Source organism: Flavitalea sp. (genome assembly GCF_035489435.1).
In the GTDB taxonomy this organism is placed as follows: Bacteria; Bacteroidota; Bacteroidia; order Chitinophagales; family Chitinophagaceae; genus DATHKG01.
Genome location: NZ_DATHKG010000175.1, coordinates 1 through 20,425, shown reverse-complemented (window position 1 = coordinate 20,425; position 20,425 = coordinate 1). Strand labels below are relative to the sequence as shown.

Sequence of the window (20,425 nt, the reverse complement as noted above, 5' to 3'; positions counted from 1 at the left end):
ATTATATTTTTTTGCTGGCTAAAACGACTGCTTCACGAATGCGGTGATATGCTCCGCATCTGCAGATATTTCCATTCATGGATGTTATTATTTCCTGTTCAGTTGGTTTTGGATTTTTCTTTAAAAGCGCCGCTGCAGTCATGATCTGGCCAGCCTGGCAATAACCACATTGCGCGACATCCACTTCATCCCAGGCTTTTTGAACCGGGTGATCACCCTTTTCTGACAAGCCTTCGATTGTTGTAACCTCTGAAGTCTTCACTCCTGAAACAGGAAAAACACAGGAACGTGTTGCTGTCCCGTTAACATGTACTGTGCAGGCGCCGCATTGTGCTATCCCGCAACCATATTTCGTACCCACCAGCCCCAGGTGATCCCTGAGAACCCATAGGAGAGGAGTGTCTGCCTCTACATCTGCAGTGTACGATTTGCCATTGATTTTAAGTTGATAACTGGCCATGTTGAATACTTGAATGTTAAAAATTTTAATCTATAGCGCCCTCACCTGCCGGCGCCGCATTTTTCAGCAAAAAAGAAGGGATGAAAATACGAATAAACTTACAGAATCCGGGACGATGCATCAAATTAAAATGCATCTGTCTGTCATTTTCTTGCATTTGTCGATATTGTCAGAAACAAAAAGAAGCTCAAAAAGAAGCTCTATACAATTCATCGTATTAACCTGGTCATCCGGATCTTCATTTGTTTTTTGGCTATCTTGAAGGCTCAAAAGTTAACCAATGAAAAAAAATAACGGCCGGGGTTTTATAACCCTCATATTAATATTTGCATTATTCTCTTTCGCAAAACCAGTTGCGCCAAATCCTGTTGAAGGGAAATGGGATATTACTATCAGCAAGGATGGTAAAAATTTTCCTTCCTGGCTGGAAGTGGTACACTCAGGCACGAATTCAGTAGTTGGCTATTTTGTTGGGATCTCAGGAAGTTCCAGACCAGTTTCAACGATAAAAATCGAGGGAACAAAATTCAGTTTTCAGATCCCGAAACAGTGGGAAGATGGAAATGGGGATTTTAAACTCGAAGGTAATTTGCAGGGCGAAACCATATCCGGAACAGTCACAATGCCCGATGCAAAAAGTTATCCCTTCACTGGTAAAAGGGCACCCGCGCTGAAGCCGAAACAATCGGTTCAGTACGATGCGCCGATCAAGCTTTTTAATGGTAAAGATCTGAGTGGCTGGCAACAATTGGGAACAAAAAACCAGTGGGTAGCTGTTGACGGAGCTTTGAAAAGTCCGGAGTCCGGTTCAAATATCCGCACAGAAAAAACATTCAATGATTTCAAACTTCATATTGAATTCCGGTATCCAAAAGAAAGCAATAGTGGTGTATATCTGCGGGGAAGATATGAAGTACAGGTTTCAGATAATGCGGGCAGCGAACCAACACGTGGAGACTATGGTTCAATTTACGGGTTTATCATACCTACAGAAATGGCAGCTAAGCCTGCCGGCGAATGGCAATACTATGACATCACGCTTAACGGCCGCTATATTTCTGTTGTTGCGAATGGAAAAACGATTATTTGCAATCAGCCTATCCCCGGCATTACCGGTGGTGCACTCGATAGCAATGAAGGCGAGCCAGGACCGATTATGATTCAGGGCGATCATGGACCGGTGGAATACAGGAATATAATTATTACGCCGGTAAAATAGTTATGAGTTATGAGTGATGAGTGAAGTGACGAACAAAATATTGAAATATGAGTTATCGGAATCGCATCTTGCTAAACATAAGAAAACAAGTAAAATTTTATTGTAGACTTAAACAATCATTCTTCACTCTTCACTCACTCATCACTCATCACTCATCACTCATAACTTTTAGTACGGGTTTCTTGCTAACCGTACTCACTACCGTCGTTTCCGCTCAGAACCGCCCCAACGTCATACTCATCGTCTCTGACGATCATGCTTACCAGGCTATAAGTGCATATGGATCCAAACTGGCGCAAACGCCGGGAATCGATCGCATCGCAAAAGAAGGAGTGATATTTAAAAGAGCTTATGTAACCAATTCCATTTGTGGTCCGAGCCGTGCAGTGATACTGACCGGAAAATACAGTCACAAAAACGGATTCAAAGACAATGTGACTACCCGTTTCGACAGCAGTCAGAATACATTTATCAAAGAACTAACCCGCTCCGGATACCAGACTGCATGGATCGGGAAATGGCATCTGCAGGCATTGCCCCAGGGTTTTACTTATTTCCAGGTTTTTCCGGGACAGGGTAGTTATTATAACCCGGACATAATTATGATGGATGGAAGCCGTAAGCGGCTGGAAGGATATGCCTCAACCATCACAGAAGATCTTGCTGAAAAATGGATGACTGAACGCGATACCAGCAAACCGTTTTGCCTGGTGATAGGTCATAAGGCTCCACACCGCATGTGGCAACCGGATACTGCTGATCTTGGCAGGTTTGATTCTGTCAATTTTCCTTTGCCTCCTAACTTTTACGACAACTACCAGGGTAGGGAAGCGGCAAAAGTGCAGGACATGAGTATAGATAAGACTATGCGTATGGACTATGATCTTAAAATGTTTGACAGCACTATAAAGGAGCTTAGCATACTGCGAATGAATGCAGCCCAGCGTGCAAAATCTGATCCATATTATGCAGCCATTTATGCAGACCTGAAATCAAAAAATCTTTCCGGCAAAGCACTGGTAGAATGGAAATATCAGCGTTATATGAGAGACTATCTCAGTACTGCAGCATCCATGGACAGGAATATCCAAAGAACCCTCGACTATCTTGACAAAAACGATCTTAGCAGCAATACAATTGTTATTTATATTTCGGACCAGGGATTTTATCTTGGTGAACATGGATGGTTCGACAAGCGGTTTATGTATGAAGAATCTTTCCGAACTCCAATGGTTATGCGCTACCCGGGTAAGATAAAAGCCGGCACATCAAACACTGACCTGGTAATGAATCTTGACATAGGTCCAACCATCCTGGAAGCAGCCGGGGTGAAGGTGCCTGCTGATATGCAGGGCAGATCTTTCTTGCCACTTGTATCCGGAAATAAAATTGAAAATAAAAGTGCTAAGAAATTGAAATGGCGCGATGCCATTTATTACCACTACTATGAACATGGTGAACATGCTGTCTCCCCACATTTCGGTGTCAGTACAAAACGTTATAAACTGATCCGGTTTTACCAGGATGTAAACAGCTGGGAACTGTATGATCTTGAAAAAGATCCAAATGAAATGAATAATATCTATGGCAGTAAAGGCACTGAAAATATTACAGGCGGACTAATGAAAAAGCTCCATGAGGCGATCGATCACTATGAAGACACCGAGGCAAAACAAATACTGGCTCAAATAAAAAATTGAATTCGATCCCAAAGCCTTAAACCCTGAGACTGCTGATGCAGCTGATACAGCTACACGTACGCGTTATACCCAAAGGGTTTCCCGTTTAATATTTCCCATGTTTATGTGATTGTGGAGTTCCTGCGCCGAATTTATTTTTGTGGAAATAATAACCCCATGAACAAATTCCAGGTTTATATCAGCACGGTTGCCTTACTACTCACATTCGCAGCTTGTAAGAAGGGTTCCCCGGCAGATCCTGTCGGGACTGTTAAAAATTTCACTATCGATCTTGATACGAACTACACGTCAGGCAAAAAGATTGATTCTGCATTTGCCACCTGGACCAATAATGGCCAGCTAAAAACAGTGAAACTTGCCATTGAAGGTAATAAGCTGATAAGTTCTATGGCAGAACTATCACCAGGTACAGGCGAGATGAAGATTGCAATTTACTCAAATGTAAAATTTGTTTATTTCCAATCTCTATGGCTGCAGACAAAAACGCTGACAGTCAAAACCGATGAGGAGATTAAGCTGAAAGGGCCTTCTGGTTTTAATGATCAGGACTGGTTGCCAAGGGTGATCTTACATAATACAGCAATGAAAATCGATGCAGAGGTTGGAATGCGTCCCACAGATCCTTATTTCTTTGTTAAGCAGGCTGATAAAAATTATCGCGAGATATGGTTCAGCCGGGAATACTGGAAAACCAAACAGGGATTACAATTTGTTGCAGGTGGAGTTTGGGAGTGTAAGTCAAATTGCCTGAATGAATACGGAGATGTTAAGAACGAAGAGTTTTTCAAATTTCTTCCAAATCAGGTGGGCACAAAAGCATGGAACCATATTGAGATCGTTCTCAGGTATATCATGGATCAAAACGGTGGCGGATATTTGATTGATATGAATTATGACCTGCCTGGATAATTTTTTAAGGAGCCACAACATATCTTAAGGAGCCACCATATATCTTAAGAGGCTACAACCTCCTTTAAGAGACTACTACTACTTTAAGGGGTTACAATATTCTTTAAGGAACTATAACATTCTTTTATTGGTTATAGGATTACTTATGGGATATAAGGCCCTTTAACTTCTCCCCAACCCCAGCTGGGCATAGGCTCATTAGTAGATATTGGGGTTTCGGTTTCATGAGAATTGAGCACAGCTATCCTTGTGCCCCATTCTATATAGGCAACAAAAGCCGAACGGAACTCCGGATCAGCAGGCACATTCATCTCATCGGCGGTGGCAACCAGTAAGTTTGCCCAGCGTTGACGATGTTGTTCGGTCAAATGTTTTCCCAGGTGTTTCTGAATCATTCTATAATGTGAGCCATCTTCTTCAGAATATAAATTCGGCCCTCCAAAGACCTCGGCTATGAAATGAGCGACATGCATCTGATGTGATGGAGACATATGCCTGAATATGGGTTCCAGGAGATCGTCCTGCAAAACTTTTTTATAAAAACCCGTAAATAAGGATTCTATTACTGGCATACCGCCAATCCATTCATATAATGTTGGTACTGTTGATGTGGATGTCATATCATTTTTTTCATGCAGTTATCAATGACTTAACCGGATTTCGATTAATACAAGGATACTATTGTTAATTCAGAACGTTTGTGTTTTAATCCAGGCAATTGTGTTGTGATTCAAAACATTTGTCAATTGATTAACCAAAGGTTAATTTAATTCAATTTAAAGGCTTTCGGGGGTTTACTCCTGGAGAATGAGATAAAAATTTGATGACCGGTATTAATAGTGCTGCAATGGCGCTGCTCAAAAAAAAAGCTGCGGCGGGATTTAGATTCGAAAAATTAGAATTAGTATTGAATGCAGAAAGTTTATCAGTTCAATCAATAATATTCAATCCGCTTATGGTTGTTAGTGCTTCTTTTTCACGAATTACTTCACTCAGGGGATCTGTTTTATTTTTGTTCTGTTTTGTTTCATTCGTCCTGATCTCCATGCGTCCGGCACCGGTAAAAGCTAAAAAAGTTGTAATTGGTTATGTTGGCGGCTATCGCGGACTGGTAAACGCTGCCGCGATAGATGCAGCAAAACTTTCTATCATTAATTATGCTTTTGTAGATGTGAAAGGCAACAGGGCCTGGCTTACCAATCAACTAACAGATACCACAAATTTTCGTTTGCTCAATGAACTTAAGAAAGTTAATCCCAATCTGCAGATTGTTATTTCTATAGGTGGATGGGCATGGAGCGAAAATTTTTCAGATGCAGTTCTGACAGATACCGGAAGACAGGCTTTTGCAAAAAGTGCTGTTGAAATAATCAGCAATTATCAGCTGGATGGGGTAGATATTGATTGGGAATATCCTGCGATTCCAGGCGAGGAAGGAAATATATTCCGACCGGAAGACAAGCAGAATTTTACGCTGATGTTTCGCGATCTCCGGATACAACTCGATTCATTAAGCAAAATAAATAACAGGAAATACCTGCTCACTACAGCTGTTGGCGGATTTCCGCGATTTGCTGAAAACACGGAAATGAATAATGCCCACCAGTACCTCGATTATATCAGCCTGATGACTTATGACTTCAGCGGTAAAGAAACAGTAGGACATCACACAAACCTGTTTCCCTCGGCTGATTTCGAAAAGGAAAATTCTGTGGATAAGGCGGTTAAAGTGTTCATGAACGCAGGTGTACCTGCTGAAAAACTGGTGGTGGGCCTGGCTTTCTACGGTCGCAGTTGGATTTTATCCGGCTCGGAGAAACCAGTCATGCAAAATAAAATTGTTTCATCGACGAGGGGAGGTGGATACACTTATCTGAAGGATAGTCTCGTTGACCAACGGGGATTTAAGGCCTACTGGGATAAAAAAGCAAAAGCACCTTACCTCTTCAACGATTCAACCCGGCAGTTTATATCTTATGATAATGAACGTTCGGTAAAAAACAAAATTAAATATGTAAAAAAGCATAAGCTTGGGGGCGTTATGTTTTGGGAATACAGTTCCGATCTGAAGAAATACCTCCTTAACACCATCGATGAAAATCTAAAACATAAATAGTAATTATTAGCATCAATAGTCATCTATAGCATGAATAGCGTCAATAGTCATCTTATAGTCATCTATAGCATGAATAGTATGAATAGCATCAATAGTAATCGTTAGCATCAAAATTCATCATTAGAATCAATAGTCATCATAAATATCATTAGTCGTCATAAATGTCTTTAAAACGCAAACATCATCAAAACACCTGATTGTATATGAAAAAAATCATTTTAGTATTACTTCTTTGTCCTGCTTTCCTTCTGGCACAAACCAGCAAGGTGATGGACCTATTAACCGTGAAAAGCAAGATCCTCAACATGGATCGCAAGTTTGCAATCTATCTGCCGCCCGGTTACGAAACATCGCAGCGAAGTTATCCCGTTCTTTACCTCCTGCATGGGGCAGGTGATGATCATACTGGCTGGGTTCAGTTCGGCGAGGTGCAACATATCGCCGACAAAGCCATCATGGAGGGTAAAGCCACTGCCATGATTATCGTGATGCCGGATGCCAATACAGGCAGACGTGGCTACTTTAATACGGTAAAAGGTGACTGGAAATATGAAGATTTCTTTTTCCAGGAGCTGATGCCTTATGTAGAAAAAACTTATCGCATAAAAAGTGAGAAACGTTATCGTGCAATCAGCGGCCTGTCTATGGGTGGCGGTGGTACATTAATGTATGCCATGCATCATCCCGAATTATTTTCTGCCGCCTGTCCTTTAAGCGCATCAACAGGACCTCTTAGCCTGGAGGATATGCGAAGAAATCTTTCACGCGACAATCCAAACCTCTCTGACACAGCTTTAGCAGCTTATTATAACCGGCACAGCGCTGTTGCTCTTGTAAACAATATGCCAGACAGCGCTAAAAAATCCGTGCGTTGGTATATTGATTGTGGTGATGATGACTTCCTTTTTGAAGGTAATGCAATGCTTCATGTAGCCATGAGAAAAAAAGAAATCCCGCATGAATTCCGGATCCGTAATGGTGCCCATAACTGGACGTATTGGCGCGAATCCCTCCCTGAAGTACTCGAATTTATTTCTATGAGCTTTCACCAATATTAAGCTTTCACCAAAAACAGCTTTCAACAATATTTAATGCGATGTTTAGCATCTATGCAAACATCATATGATCTCTACAGATAACCTGATCTCAGTTCTACAGGGATCAGGTTATCTTTTTCTATTGATAAGAAAGCGCTCTCTAACGGCAACGCTTACTGCTTATTTACGAGTTGAGATATAATATATGGAGAGCCCCTTACCGGGGCTTTTGTTATTTATAAAGGATTTTGAAACTTAATAGAACCCGCGGACTTAATAGAACCTAAACAAAAATCATCCGGATTTTGAAAGAGAAATAAATTGCTATCACTAAATAAGCGGCATTTATAGGTATTTCTATACCAATCATCCAATTAACCCCAACCTGGTAACCACCCCCTCACTGTCTTCATTGCTAAGTACTGTTACACATAAAACGGGAATCAATAGTTACAATGTTGGCTCCCTGGTTGCAAACTATGTTCAGTATACTGCAAACCCTTCTGCATCAGCTGCTTCAGATATATACCAGGAGATAGATTTTACCAGCACCTGGGATGCCTTATACTTTGCAATGGCCGATATAAGTGATTTAAAAACGCAGGCAATTGAACAGAACTCGAGTGAATACCTGGGTGTGGCAAATGTATTGTTATCATATCACCTCTCATTGGTTAGCGATTTATGGGGTGATGCTCCTTTTACAGAAGCATTTTCATCTACCAACTTCACACCAAAATATGATACCCAGGAAGACCTTTACAAAACAAGCATGATTCTTCTTGATTCTGCCATTGTTCAACTTGGAAGAACAGATGCAGTGATCAAGTTGCTTGGCGCCAAGGACCTGATCCATGGAGGGGCAAGGGCTAAATGGCTGCTGACTGCATATGCATTGAAAGCAAGATTGCTTAATAAGGTGAGCAAAACGGCTACCTATAATCCGGCGTCTGTGCTTGCTGCAGTTTCAAATGCTTATAAAACAAATGCAGATGATGCAGAGATGTCTTCATTTTTTACCAGGAATCCATGGGCTCAGGTAGCTGTAAACAATGCAGGCAACACCCTGAGTGGCTGGTTATCTGAACAGTTCATCGATCACCTGAGTGGGACCACTTATGGAATTTTTGACCCCAGGCTAAGAAAGATTTCCAGGCCAACAGTGAATAACGTATATATCGGTACGGTTAACGGTGCAGGTAACCGTCCGCCGGGAAACAATACCGTTAAAGATGAAAACTATATTGATTCAACATCACCCTGGACAGGCACATCGTCACCATTATTAATTGTTACCTATGCAGAAATCAAGTTTATTGAAGCTGAAGCTGCACTGTCTACTGATCCTGCAAGGGCGTATACAGCCTACCTGGCTGGTATAAATGCCAACATGGACAAACTCCAGGTACCGGCAGGTGTTGAAAAAACGGCCTACCTGGCCGCTGCTTCGGTAGGTGCTGACAATCTCACAAAGGCACTTATTTTTAAAGAAAAGTACATTGCCACTTATTTAAATCCCGAGGCCTGGAACGATGCACGTCGTTTTAACTACGCATATAAAGATTTCACACTGCCTCAAAATGCCGTATTGTCAACTTTTATCCGCAGACTTGCTTATCCATCGGGTGAAAGATCAAAGAATGGAAAAAATATACCAACAGTAGGAACATTAGCCGACAGGTTATGGTGGGATAAATAACAGGCAGATATTGATTTTAATTAGCACGCTTTATATTAAATGAAGCATGCTAATTATTTTTGTAAACCATCTCAGTAGTATGCATATTTGTAATAGCCGTAAGAGATAGCCATCATAACCCTGCAATGTCATTGCTGCACTGCATTTTTGTCCGGGGACAATCACCAAATCAAGTTTAAAGTTCATGAAGATCAAACAAATATTGGCGTCGATCCTCTTTTGTTGCACAGTATGGTTGGGCGTTGATGCACAGGAATTTTCTATGGCTGCTGTAAGCGGCTATCCCTTTCCTTCTGGTTTAACCAGTGCAGCTTCAGGTTCCAGGATAGCAGTCGCCATCAATGAAAAAGGGAAACGTAATATTTATACAGCACAGGGTCCTGAATTCAGCTTGAAAAAAATCACAAAGTATGATGATGATGAAGGACAGGAAATCACCGGTATCACTATTTCCCCTGATGGCAATAGTATCATATATGTAAGAGGGGGAGACCATGGCGCTTTCGCTGAAAGTGTTCCCAGGAATCCTTCAGCCAAAACTTTTGCGCCCCGGGTTCTTATCTATCATATTCCTTTTGAAGGTGGCACACCGGTATTGATCGATGAGGGCGATCATCCCATCTTTCATCCAAAAAATAATACTGTTGCTTATCTTAAAAATGACCAGGTTTGGACTGCTTCATTGTCGGGCACACCGAAGCCTGCACGTTTATTTTTCGCACGTGGCAGAACCGGTTCAATCAAATGGTCGCCTGATGGAAGCCGGATGGTTTTTGTTTCTGCCAGGGGCAACCATTCTTTTATTGGACTGTTTAAAGATTCGGCGACTCCTATCCAATGGATAGCACCAGACTTTGCCAGGGACGTTTCTCCCACCTGGACCAGTGATGGAAAGAAAATCGTCTTCGCAAGGACCTATGCCAGGGGAGGGAAACCTGATTCACTTACGAGCCGTTCTCCAAATCCATGGACCTTATGTATTGCAGATGCCCTTTCAGGTAAGATTAAGAAACTCTGGCAGTCGCCGAAAACGCTGCGGGGTTCCGTTCCGGATACAGATGGCCGTTATAACCTGCTTGCCTCTTCAAACGGCAAAGTAGTGTTTATGTCTGCACATGATGGCTGGTCACATCTCTATTCAATTGATTCGGCCGGCGGTTCACCATTGCAGCTTAGTTCAGGAAAGTTTATCCTGGAGCATATTGAATTAAGTGCAGATGGCACTTATGCCATTGCCAGTGCGAATACAGGGCCTGATAAGGATGATCTTGACCGGAGACATATTGTAAAAGTTCCATTTGACAAACCCGCGTTGGAAGTGCTTACACCCGGTGCAGGAATCGAATCTTTCCCGGTTATGACAGGGGATGGAGCAAACATAGTTTATATCAGCGCAACGGCGCAGGTTCCCGGCCTACTAACGGTGATGAACACACGCGACAGGCAAGTCCGTATTATCGGCAATGAACTTTTACCGGCTGATTTTCCTGTTGAAAACCTGGTAACACCAAAATCAGTCCGGTTCAAAGCACCAGATGGAAACATGGTTTATGGCCAGTTGTTTGAACCAAAAACCGGGACCGGGAAAAAACCGGCCATCGTTTTTATTCATGGCGGACCTTCAAGACAAATGCTACTTGGCTGGCATTACGGAGACTACTATTCGAACACCTACGCACTTAATCAATATTTAACCAGCATGGGATTCGTGGTACTTGCCGTGAACTACCGTTTAGGTATAGGGTATGGATACGATTTCCAGCACCCGGTGAGGGGTGGATATTTCGGAGCTTCTGAGTACCTGGATATAAAAGCAGCAGGAGAGTGGCTGAAAGTTCAACCACAGGTTGATCCTTCCAGGATAGGTGTCTATGGAGGGTCCTATGGCGGTTATCTTACTGCACTGGCGCTTGGCCGTGATTCAAAATTATTCGCTGCCGGAGTTGATGTACATGGCGTTCACAATCATCTTAACCTGAGCCCTTCGCAGGATGGTGAACAAGCACCTGATGCACAACTTGCCCGGAAATTACTTTGGGAATCTTCACCCGTATCCTGGGTTGATGGCATGACCTCACCGGTATTATTTATCCATGGTGATGATGATGGTAATGTGGATTTTGATGAAAGCATCGATCTTGTAAGGCGTTTTCAACAGAAAGGAAAATCATATGAGAGTTTAGTGATCCCTGATGAAACTCACCATTGGATGCGGTATGAAAATACAGTTAAGGTTGATGAGGCCGTAGCTGAATTCCTGAAACGGAAATTAATGAAACCGTAATCAGGATCAGTTACTGAAATTGATGGAATAGTCACCGGAATTAATTTTTTATTTGTATCTCAGGACCATGATGAAAATAAAATATTTACTGTTTTTGCTTTTTTGTTCTTCCAATCTGGACGCACAACAAAAAGCTCAAATTCCGCCTGGTCTCGATCTGTATATTGAGAAGGTGCTGAAAACTTTTAACGTTCCGGGTGTTGCTGTCTCAATTGTAAAAGACGGGCAGGTGCTCCTGGCTAAGGGATATGGCACAAAAAAAATGGGAACAAATGACAAGGTGGATGAAAATACTTTGTTCCTCATTGCTTCCAATACAAAAGCATTTACTGCAACCGCTCTCGCGATACTTGTTGAAGAGGGAAAAATAAAATGGAATGATAAAGTTATCGATCATCTTCCCTGGTTCAGGATGAATGATGATTATATAACAACACATCTCACCGTTCGGGATCTGCTGGTACATCACAGTGGTCTGCCAGCTTATGCCGGTGATGCAATGTTATTTCCCCCATCAACCTATTCAAGAAAAGAAATACTCAAGAAACTTCCGTTAATTCCGGTAGTTCATGATTTCCGTACAACTTATGCTTATGATAACATTTTATACCTTGCCGCCGGCGAAGTGATAATCGCGGCTTCCGGAATGTCATGGGAAGATTTTATCCGCGTACGGATATTAAATAAACTCGGCATGAGCCGAACAATATCGAGGTTCTCGGAACTAAAAGATAAAAACAATGTATCGGCATCGCATGCCAGATCAGCCAACCAGGTTAAGGTCGCGGAATTGTTTATGGATCAGAACATCGGTGACGCCGGTGATCCTGCAGGAGGTATCGTTTCCACGGCTGCCGATATGGCCAAATGGCTGATCACCCAACTTGATTCAGGAAGGATTGCCGGTAAGACTCCATTATTTAAACCAACATCTACTGTTGAGCTTTGGAAAGTGGTTCGGCCCATACCAGTCACAAAAGTTCCTGAATATCTCAAGCCGCTTCAATCCGATTATTTTGGTTATGCACTTGGTTTTCGCACTTACAACTATAAGCAATACAAAATTGTGGGGCATGGGGGAGCCTTGAAAGGTTTTGTTTCCCAGATCGCCATGGTGCCGGATCTTAATCTTGGTATAACGGTTCTTACCAATCAATCAAACACTGCTGCTTATTGGGCTATTATCTACCAGGTTCTTGATTATTATATGCAGTTCAAAACATTTGACTGGATTGGCGCTCATAAAAGACAGCAAGACAGTGCGCTGGTTTCTACACTGGACGCAAGGCGAAAATTTTCAATTAAACGAGATTCTCTGTCAAAGCCCTCTTTGCCAATAGATAAATATGCCGGGCTTTATGAGGATAAATTACTTGGTGAAGTGGTGATCGCAAAAGAATCTTCAGGGATGGTGATGCGGTTTTCAAATTCGTTCCAGTTTGTAGCTGACCTTGAACATTTTCAATACAATACATTTTTAGCTAAATTCCGGGACCGTGAATTTTCGGCAAATGCCTATCTGAACTTTACCATAAGCCCGGCCGGTAATATCGAATCAGCTAAATTACAGGTGCTCGATCCCGGTTCGCAGATAGACTTTGATGATATGGAACTAAAACCTGTTCAACGAAAAAAGATGGACACGACTGATCTGAAAAAGAAAATTATTGCTGAGCTGGGTCAACATCCTGAAGGCACATTTGCAGTAGCTTTCAAAGATCTCGGTAATGAACAAACGCTGTTTTTAAATGAGAAAGGTATGTTTCACGCTGCAAGTACGATGAAAACCCCGGTGCTGATTGAAACTTATAAACAGGCTGCTGCAGGTAAGTTCAAAATAACAGATTCCATCCTGATAAAAAACGAATTCAAAAGTATAGTCGACAGCAGTCTTTATTCGCTGAGTCCCGGTGATGACAGTGAATTTGATCTTTATGAAAAGCTTAATACGAAACTTCCAATCTATGATGTTTTACATCGCATGATCACAAGGAGTAGCAACCTGGCAACAAATCTTATTATTGACCTGGTCGGCGCGCAGAATGCCAATGCGAGTATGCGCGAAATGGGTGCTGCAGATATACACGTGGTTCGTGGTGTTGAAGACAACAAAGCTTTCCAGAAAGGGTTGAATAATACTACTACCGCTTATGATCTCATGATTATTATGGAGTCCCTGGCCACGGGAAAGGCTGTTAATGCAGCATCTTCCAAAGAGATGATAGGAATTCTCATGGATCAGAAACTTCGTGATAAAATTCCCGCGAAACTACCACCAGAAGTAAAAGTTGCCTGCAAAACCGGTTCCATAACAGCAGTGTCGCATGATTCCGGAATCATTTATCTTCCGGATGGCCGCAAATATGTATTGGTGCTTTTGTCAAAAGGTGTCCGGGATCTTGATGACGTGAACAATACCCTGGCAAATGTATCAAGGTTTATATATGATTATATGATTCAGCGTTAGTAGTTTTTATTAATGATGAACAGCTTTTATTAATGATGACCAGGATTCCTGAATTCGAATATATCACCGAAGCCGCGGCTAATAGCTTCGACATCGATTTTCAGATCGATTAATTTACCAGTATTTATATCAAAAACCCATCCGTGTACACGAAGGCCACGTTCCTTGTATGCGTTCTGTACTTCGGATATTTTCAGGATGTTGAGGCACTGTTCCTGAACATTTAGTTCAACAAGCCTTTTATAGCGATCATCCTCCGATTCAATCCGGTTCAATTCATCTTTATGCGTTCGGTAAACATCTTTAATATCATCCAGCCACAGGTTCAACAGGCCGAGATCAGATGATTGCATAGCGGCTTTTACACCACCACAGTAGTAATGCCCGCACACCACGATATTGTTTACTTTGAGATGATTTACGGCATAGTTGATCACGGAGGTTACATTGATATCATTGTTCGGTACCATGTTAGCTATGTTCCGGTGCACAAAAACCTCACCAGGTGCCGCACCCATCATTTCTTCTGCAGTAACCCGGCTGTCAGAGCAACCGATATATAACAGATCAGGTGTCTGACCGGCCGAAAGTTTTATGAAATAGTCTTTATCAGGCTTAAGTTTCGATTGTATCCAGTTTTGATTATTTATAAAGATTTTTTCTATATTCATATTTACTTTTTAAACCTGAAAAATAGTTACTCCTTTAATGGCAGGCAAATAAATAAACGATCACCCGTTTTCATTATTTATCATTTTGGTTTAGATTTAAAAATGATTGTACGTCTTAAATCAATATTTGTTCTCTGCATATTAAGTTCATGTACCTATCAATCTTCAAAAACCAACACAGGAAATTGGCCCGAGTATAATGGGGGGCCGGATAGAAATCACTATTCGGACTTAGATGAGATAAACAAAGAAAATCTTTCCAGGCTCGAAGTTGCATGGATTTATCACAGTGGTGGTGCCGACACTGTCAGGAATCGAACCCAGATGCAATGCAATCCCATCATTATTAATGGCATCCTCTACGGTGTGTCAGCAGATTCGCAGGCCTTTGCAGTACAAGCCGATAACGGTAAAGAAATTTGGAAAACAAATATTAAGGATGAGACATTTTCCATGACCAGCCGAGGTGTAACCTACTTCGAAAATGATGGTAAACCCATCATATTTTTTGGCTATGGTGAATGGCTCTATGCGCTGGATGCAAATTCCGGTAAACTGGTCTCCACTTTCGGTGCCGGGGGGAAGATCAATCTTAGAGATGGCCTGTCAAGACCAGGGGCTGACAAATACATTATATACAATACTCCCGGTATCATCCACAAGAACCTGCTTATTGCCGGCGGCCGGGTTGCGGAAGGTCCGACAGCATTGCCAGGAGATATCCGTGCCTTTGATGTGCATACTGGAAAAGTAGTATGGACATTTAAGACTATTCCTGAAAATAATGAGGAGGGATCCGAAACCTGGCCGAAAGACGCCAGGAAAAATAATGGTGGTGCCAACTCCTGGATGGGTATGGCAATTGACCGGGATAAGGAAATTGTTTACGCGCCAACCGGATCTGCGTCTTTCGATTTTTATGGTGGTGACCGGAAAGGAAATAATCTCTACGCAAATTCTTTGCTGGCACTTGATGCAAACACGGGCAAACGTATCTGGCATTTTCAGTTTGTACATCATGATATCTGGGATCGCGATCCGCCTGCACCACCCAATCTTGTTACCATTCACAAGGATAACCGGTCCATTGATGCCGTTGTTCAGTTAAGTAAGCAGGGATTTATGTTTGTATTTGACCGCTCAACCGGCAAGCCAATTTTCCCGGTGGAGGAAAGGCCCGTGCCTGCTTCTGAAATGCCAGGTGAATATGCTGCTGCAACACAGCCGTTTCCGGTTTTGCCGGAACCATTCACCAGGCAAAGTTTTACAGAAGCTGATCTGCGAAAAGATGTTGCCAACGGCGATTCTGTTCATGCACAGATGCAAAATAGCAACACCGGTCAGCCTTTTATACCCCTGAGTTCAAAACGCACGCTGTTTTTTCCTGGTACTGATGGTGGTGCACAATGGGGTGGGGCAGCAGTAGACCGGGAGGATATTATTTATGTCCCTGCCAAAGAAGTACCGGTTTATTCCTCGCTGGTTCCAACTCCCGCTTTGTCAAAAACCAATCCGAAGGAAGATATATACCAGGTGCATTGCGGATCCTGTCACGGTACAGACAGGAAAGGCGATCATGGTGGCAGTTATCCTTCACTAACGGGTATAGGTGACCGATATTCGCAGGCACAGTTAATCGAAATCATCAATAAGGGAAGAGGCATGATGCCTGCGCTTGCACATATCAGCAAAAACGAAAAAGAAGCAGTTGTTGCATTTTTACTCGGGAAGAAATCTGAAGACACAAAGATCGAAAGCCAACTGTCAACAAACCCTTATGTTATTACAGGTTATAACCGTTGGTATGACAGCACAGGCTATCCGGTAAATACCCCGCCCTGGGGCACACTGACTGCTATCAATCTTTCAAGTGGTAAGCGGCTGTGGCAGGTGCCCCTGGGTGAATATGCGGCACTTAAAGCAAAGGGCGTTCCTGCTACAGGAACCGATAATTATGGAGGTCCGCTGGTTACTGCAGGTGGATTAATTTTTATAGCAGCTACACCAGATAAAAAATTTCGCGCAATTGACAAAAAAACAGGAAAGGTGCTCTGGGAGCATGATCTGCCCGCCGCGGGGTTTGCCTCGCCTTCTACGTATTCAGTAAATGGCCGGCAGTATATAGTGATTGCATGCGGTGGGGGTAAGCTGAGGGGGCAATCCGGTGACGGTTATGTTGCTTTCGCGATCAAAAAATGATGAAATGTCAAAGAGAATTGCCTGTCAAAAAATGATGCTTATTTTATTGCCTTTACCAGGTCGCCTATAGCTCCGGGAATAGCCAGTGGTTGTTTGCCAATGATGACCGATGCAAGTTGAATAACAGCAGTGCCAATATTTATTACCTTCTGAACTTTTTTTATCTGAAGAATTGTTTTGTTTAATTCTCCCGTTATTGATTTTATTTGTTTCAATGAGTTGTCTGCTTCCTGGATCACCAGCGTTGTAGACAAAGCAAGCATATCTTCACCTGCATTCAGGATTGACCATTGTTTATCTGAAAGATCCTGGTTCTCCGTCTTGCTCAACTTTTTCCAGTTCGCAAAACGGTAATTGCCTATGCACTGGGCGAGTCCAAGAAAGTTTTTTGCCAGTTCTGCTGCCTGGTCAGCGGTTAGATTTTCCATGGCTAATGTTCTTTGTGTTTATCGGTTTATAATTTTTTGAAATCAGCAATCAGGTCCTGCAAGGCAGCAGAATAATCTCCCAAGACAGCCCTTATCTCTTTAACAGTAAGTTTATTCCTGTTGTCGAAAAGTTTTTGATGCCCCCCGGCAATAACGGTAAGACTTTTTGAGAATGTATTTAATTGTTGTTGTTTCAGCAAAATGGCATCAATTTCTTTATAGTAATCCGTTGATAGTTTCACCTTATCGTAACCCGTGAGTTTCTCCATTAATAATTCGGAGTAAAGCGCGAAGTTTCTTTCTTTTTGAAAGTTAAGCTCCATGACGAGGTTACCGACCGATGTTCTGAAAAGCCCTATCAGGGTTTGAATATGCGGGTTACCTGTTTCAATTACCTGCCTGATTTTTTGTTTACGGTATCCATCGGTGAAAGCCTGGATCACCAGACGGCCAAGGCTACTGTAGGCCGTAACAGTATTTTTGTCAATGGTCAGTGAGCCGAATTTTCCCTCAACCAGCGCTTCATTCAGTGATTTTGTATCGATAGTGGTGAGATCACCTTCTGATATGGCACCAAGGCTCTTAAAATAGGCTGCCAATGTTCGGTATACTTTGGTGGTTGCTTTGTCTGCGTCGGCGAAAAGACTGCAATCACAATTGATGGCTGTATCACGAATGATAAGATTTCTGCGGATAAGGTTGAACTGGCAACGCTCATCACAAAACCCCTGGTATGAAATCGGCATCTCTTCATAAATCGCAAGACTTTTCAACGACTTATCAGATAGCTCTGATACTGGCTTTAAAGAAATACATCCGGCCAGCGAAACCAGGTAGGCAATAACGATAAAACGTGCTGGTAGAGAGGGTAATCTGTGCATGTTGCGGTTTTATTGATCTTTGGTACTGCATCATGGAGAACAGATATGTGTCTCAACATGCAGACATTCCAATTTAGACAAATCTCCGCTTATGATAAATTTTATATTGATAGTTGTTGCTATAATTATGTGCTCACTATCTTTATACAAACCAGGGCTACTATGAAATGGAGTATTTTAATCGCATGTATCTTAATTGGTTTCAAGGTTTCCGGAAGTCCGGTTAATTCTTTCGGCAATGATAGTATACCACCATGGCTCAAAGGTAACTTCACAGATGATTACAAGATCAGGTATTCCATTTCAGATTCATTATGGATGCAATTACCTGGCACTAAGTTCCACATTATTAAATGGAACCTGGATGAACAGTACCTGGTGGCAAAAAATGATATGGAAAACCCGGGAGATGGTGGGCTGTATACAAGAATCGATTTTATGCAGTTCAAAGATATGGCGCCTTTTGAATGGGGATTTTGTTTGACCGCGTACAAAGCCAAAGACAGTGACACTGCTGAAAAAACAGCAGCAGCCGATCGTTCTAACCCTAAAAAAGGTTGTGGAGGATTTCCATTCTCAAGAATGAAGCGGAAATAGCATTCATGAAGGCTTCTGATACAATATTAATTGTCACTTGAACGGATCCGTCACCGTGACCAGGATTTTATCAATTTTATTTTCATCCATATCGATCACTTCGAATACAAATTGTTTCCATTTTACTTTTTCACCTGTAACGGGCATGTGATTGAGCTGGGATAAAATCAATCCGCCCAGTGTATTGAAATCTCCGCTGTTTTCTTCTTGTGAGATGTCAAAAAAATGCAGGAACTCAAAGAAAGGAAACTGGCCATCGGCGAGCCATGTATTATCATCGCGTTTAATAATCTGGTATTCGTTCTGGTTATATTCTGAGGTATCCCCAACCAATGCGTCAACAATATCATCCATACTCACCATACCCTGTACGCGGCCATATTCATCAACCACAAAAGCATAATGGATCCGGTTTTCTTTGAACTTGTCAAGCACCTTATAAGCTGAAGTGTTTTCATGAACCATCAATGGCTGCCTGATAAAGTCGGATAACCTGAATGGCGTTGCGCTAAAATCTTTTGGAAAAATATCCTTAACGGACACAATGCCCAATAATTTATCAAGGTTTTTCTGTACAACCGGGTACACGGAGTGTGCTTCCTGGCCAGCTTTGGTTTTGATGCTTTCAAATGACTCATCAATATCGAAGTATACGAGGTCGTTGCGATGCGTCATCAACTGTGTGACTTTCCGGTCACCAAGTGCAAACACACGGTGTACTATGCTTTGTTCGATTTGCTGAATCTCACCCCCTTCCGCGCTTTCCTGTACCATGGCTTTGATCTCTTCTTCACTCACAATACCTTCTTTCTGGTGCTTTAGTCCTAATAGTCCCAGGACCAGGTCATTCGTATTTACAAGCAGCCAGATAAACGGTTTGGTGATCACCGAAATGAACTTCATAGGCCCTGCAACAAACGATGCAATTGCTTCCGGAAACATCAGTCCAATTCTTTTAGGAATGAGTTCACCAAATACTATAGAGAAAAAAGTTATGATGATAACAATCAGAATAACGGAAAGTGTTTTAGCATAAGGAGCTAATAAACTAATTTTCTCAAGGCCATGTTGAACATTGAGGGTTAATGTATCACCGCTGAATATACCCGTGAGTATACCGATCAGCGTAATACCTATCTGGACTGTCGACAGAAATGTATTCGGATTATTTGCCAGTTCAAGTGCTCGTTTTGCGTTTGAATTTCCTTTTTTCGCCGCGCTTTCCAGTTTGAATTTTCTTGCCGACACGAGGGCAATCTCACTCATGGAAAAAATGCCATTGATGAGTATAAGGAAAATAATTATTAAGATCTCCATGATGATTTATGAAAGGGCAGGGATATCAGGCCTGCAACTAATTAATTGAAACGAATGCTTCGCGGGGAGTTAACAGCTGCCAATGGGTAAAGGATCTTGATAAAAAACGGCGCCCCCAAAAAAGCCGGCAACAAGAATCGCCGGGAATCTGATAATTTCTTCATTCTAAAACAGGGCAAAATTAAGGTTTTACCCTCAATTTACCCTTAATAAGAAGTTTTGAAGAGATAGCTACCAGCCTATCCCGTAATCTTCGCCATGGTTACTGCTTCCTCCCCACAATGAACCATGTACCCAATCGAAATAAATTGCATTAATTGGTCCGCTGGAACGATTGGTAAACTGCATGGTATACCCCATTGCTTTTAGCTCTTCCCGAACCTTTGGCGTTGTGGCGGACTGTAAGACAATATTTCCTGCACGCGGTTGTCTTTCTTTGAT

The 20,425-nt window shown here is 42.2% G+C and carries 16 protein-coding genes and 1 pseudogene; 10 read left to right on the top strand and 7 right to left on the bottom strand.

Translation table 11 applies throughout. The annotated features are described in order from the left end of the window. Window position 1: 1 nt before the first annotated feature. A complete protein-coding gene (locus VK664_RS27740) occupies window positions 2-460 on the bottom strand; it encodes a (2Fe-2S)-binding protein (RefSeq protein WP_461401986.1) in 459 nt (152 codons plus the stop codon). 280 nt (window positions 461-740) lie between these two features. On the opposite strand from VK664_RS27740, the gene VK664_RS27735 reads away from it, so the two are divergent. The 3 genes from VK664_RS27735 (at window position 741) to VK664_RS27725 (ending at window position 4,288) form a co-directional block, all read left to right on the top strand. After that, window positions 741-1,679, top strand: a complete 939-nt coding sequence (locus VK664_RS27735; protein WP_461401985.1) for a 3-keto-disaccharide hydrolase — start codon at window positions 741-743, stop codon at window positions 1,677-1,679. Between the two features lie 182 nt (window positions 1,680-1,861). Further along, on the top strand, window positions 1,862-3,379 hold the full coding sequence (locus VK664_RS27730) for a sulfatase family protein (RefSeq protein ID WP_461401984.1): 1,518 nt from the start codon (window positions 1,862-1,864) through the stop codon (window positions 3,377-3,379). 156 nt (window positions 3,380-3,535) lie between these two features. After that, window positions 3,536-4,288 (top strand): hypothetical protein, encoded by a 753-nt coding sequence (locus tag VK664_RS27725; protein ID WP_461401983.1) that lies wholly within the window; start codon window positions 3,536-3,538, stop codon window positions 4,286-4,288. A gap of 143 nt (window positions 4,289-4,431) precedes the next feature. On the opposite strand, the gene VK664_RS27720 is transcribed toward VK664_RS27725, so the two are convergent. After that, entirely contained in the window at window positions 4,432-4,908 is a 477-nt protein-coding gene (locus tag VK664_RS27720; protein WP_461401982.1) for a group II truncated hemoglobin, read from the bottom strand. A gap of 227 nt (window positions 4,909-5,135) precedes the next feature. Here VK664_RS27720 and VK664_RS27715 point away from each other — a divergent pair, with 227 nt between their 5' ends. The 5 genes from VK664_RS27715 to VK664_RS27695 all read left to right on the top strand — a co-directional run bounded on the left by VK664_RS27715 (window position 5,136) and on the right by VK664_RS27695 (window position 13,891). Then, window positions 5,136-6,404, top strand: coding sequence for a glycoside hydrolase family 18 protein (locus VK664_RS27715; RefSeq protein ID WP_461401981.1), 1,269 nt, complete (start codon window positions 5,136-5,138; stop codon window positions 6,402-6,404). Between the two features lie 203 nt (window positions 6,405-6,607). After that, a complete protein-coding gene (locus VK664_RS27710) occupies window positions 6,608-7,462 on the top strand; it encodes an alpha/beta hydrolase (protein WP_461401980.1) in 855 nt (284 codons plus the stop codon). 313 nt (window positions 7,463-7,775) lie between these two features. Next, window positions 7,776-9,140 carry a SusD/RagB family nutrient-binding outer membrane lipoprotein gene (locus VK664_RS27705; RefSeq protein WP_461401993.1) on the top strand — a complete coding sequence of 455 codons (1,365 nt, stop codon included), beginning with the start codon at window positions 7,776-7,778 and terminating at the stop codon, window positions 9,138-9,140. Between the two features lie 184 nt (window positions 9,141-9,324). Further along, the gene (locus VK664_RS27700; protein WP_461401979.1) at window positions 9,325-11,424 is read left to right on the top strand and encodes a S9 family peptidase; all 2,100 of its coding nucleotides are present in this window, start codon (window positions 9,325-9,327) and stop codon (window positions 11,422-11,424) included. Between the two features lie 67 nt (window positions 11,425-11,491). After that, window positions 11,492-13,891: a serine hydrolase gene (locus tag VK664_RS27695; RefSeq protein ID WP_461401978.1), complete on the top strand. Its 2,400-nt coding sequence runs from the start codon at window positions 11,492-11,494 to the stop codon at window positions 13,889-13,891. 29 nt (window positions 13,892-13,920) lie between these two features. Here VK664_RS27695 and VK664_RS27690 read toward each other — a convergent pair whose 3' ends face one another. Next, window positions 13,921-14,562 carry a carbonic anhydrase gene (locus VK664_RS27690; protein WP_461401977.1) on the bottom strand — a complete coding sequence of 214 codons (642 nt, stop codon included), beginning with the start codon at window positions 14,560-14,562 and terminating at the stop codon, window positions 13,921-13,923. A gap of 102 nt (window positions 14,563-14,664) precedes the next feature. On the opposite strand from VK664_RS27690, the gene VK664_RS27685 reads away from it, so the two are divergent. Beyond that, window positions 14,665-16,761 carry an outer membrane protein assembly factor BamB family protein gene (locus VK664_RS27685; protein ID WP_461401976.1) on the top strand — a complete coding sequence of 699 codons (2,097 nt, stop codon included), beginning with the start codon at window positions 14,665-14,667 and terminating at the stop codon, window positions 16,759-16,761. A 38-nt stretch (window positions 16,762-16,799) separates the two neighbouring features. On the opposite strand, the gene VK664_RS27680 is transcribed toward VK664_RS27685, so the two are convergent. Further along, window positions 16,800-17,189: a hypothetical protein gene (locus VK664_RS27680; RefSeq protein WP_461401975.1), complete on the bottom strand. Its 390-nt coding sequence runs from the start codon at window positions 17,187-17,189 to the stop codon at window positions 16,800-16,802. 26 nt (window positions 17,190-17,215) lie between these two features. Continuing rightward, the gene (locus VK664_RS27675) at window positions 17,216-18,070 is read right to left on the bottom strand and encodes a hypothetical protein (protein ID WP_461401974.1); all 855 of its coding nucleotides are present in this window, start codon (window positions 18,068-18,070) and stop codon (window positions 17,216-17,218) included. 162 nt (window positions 18,071-18,232) lie between these two features. Between VK664_RS27675 and VK664_RS27670 the strand changes: the two genes are divergently transcribed. Further along, the gene (locus VK664_RS27670; RefSeq protein ID WP_461401973.1) at window positions 18,233-18,667 is read left to right on the top strand and encodes a hypothetical protein; all 435 of its coding nucleotides are present in this window, start codon (window positions 18,233-18,235) and stop codon (window positions 18,665-18,667) included. Window positions 18,668-18,700: 33 nt separating this feature from the next. Here the strand turns inward: VK664_RS27670 and VK664_RS27665 are convergent, their stop codons facing one another. Both VK664_RS27665 and VK664_RS27660 read right to left on the bottom strand, forming a co-directional pair. Beyond that, entirely contained in the window at window positions 18,701-19,984 is a 1,284-nt protein-coding gene (locus VK664_RS27665; RefSeq protein ID WP_461401972.1) for a hemolysin family protein, read from the bottom strand. Between the two features lie 231 nt (window positions 19,985-20,215). Continuing rightward, a pseudogene (locus VK664_RS27660) lies at window positions 20,216-20,425 on the bottom strand (gamma-glutamyltransferase family protein); the annotation flags it as partial.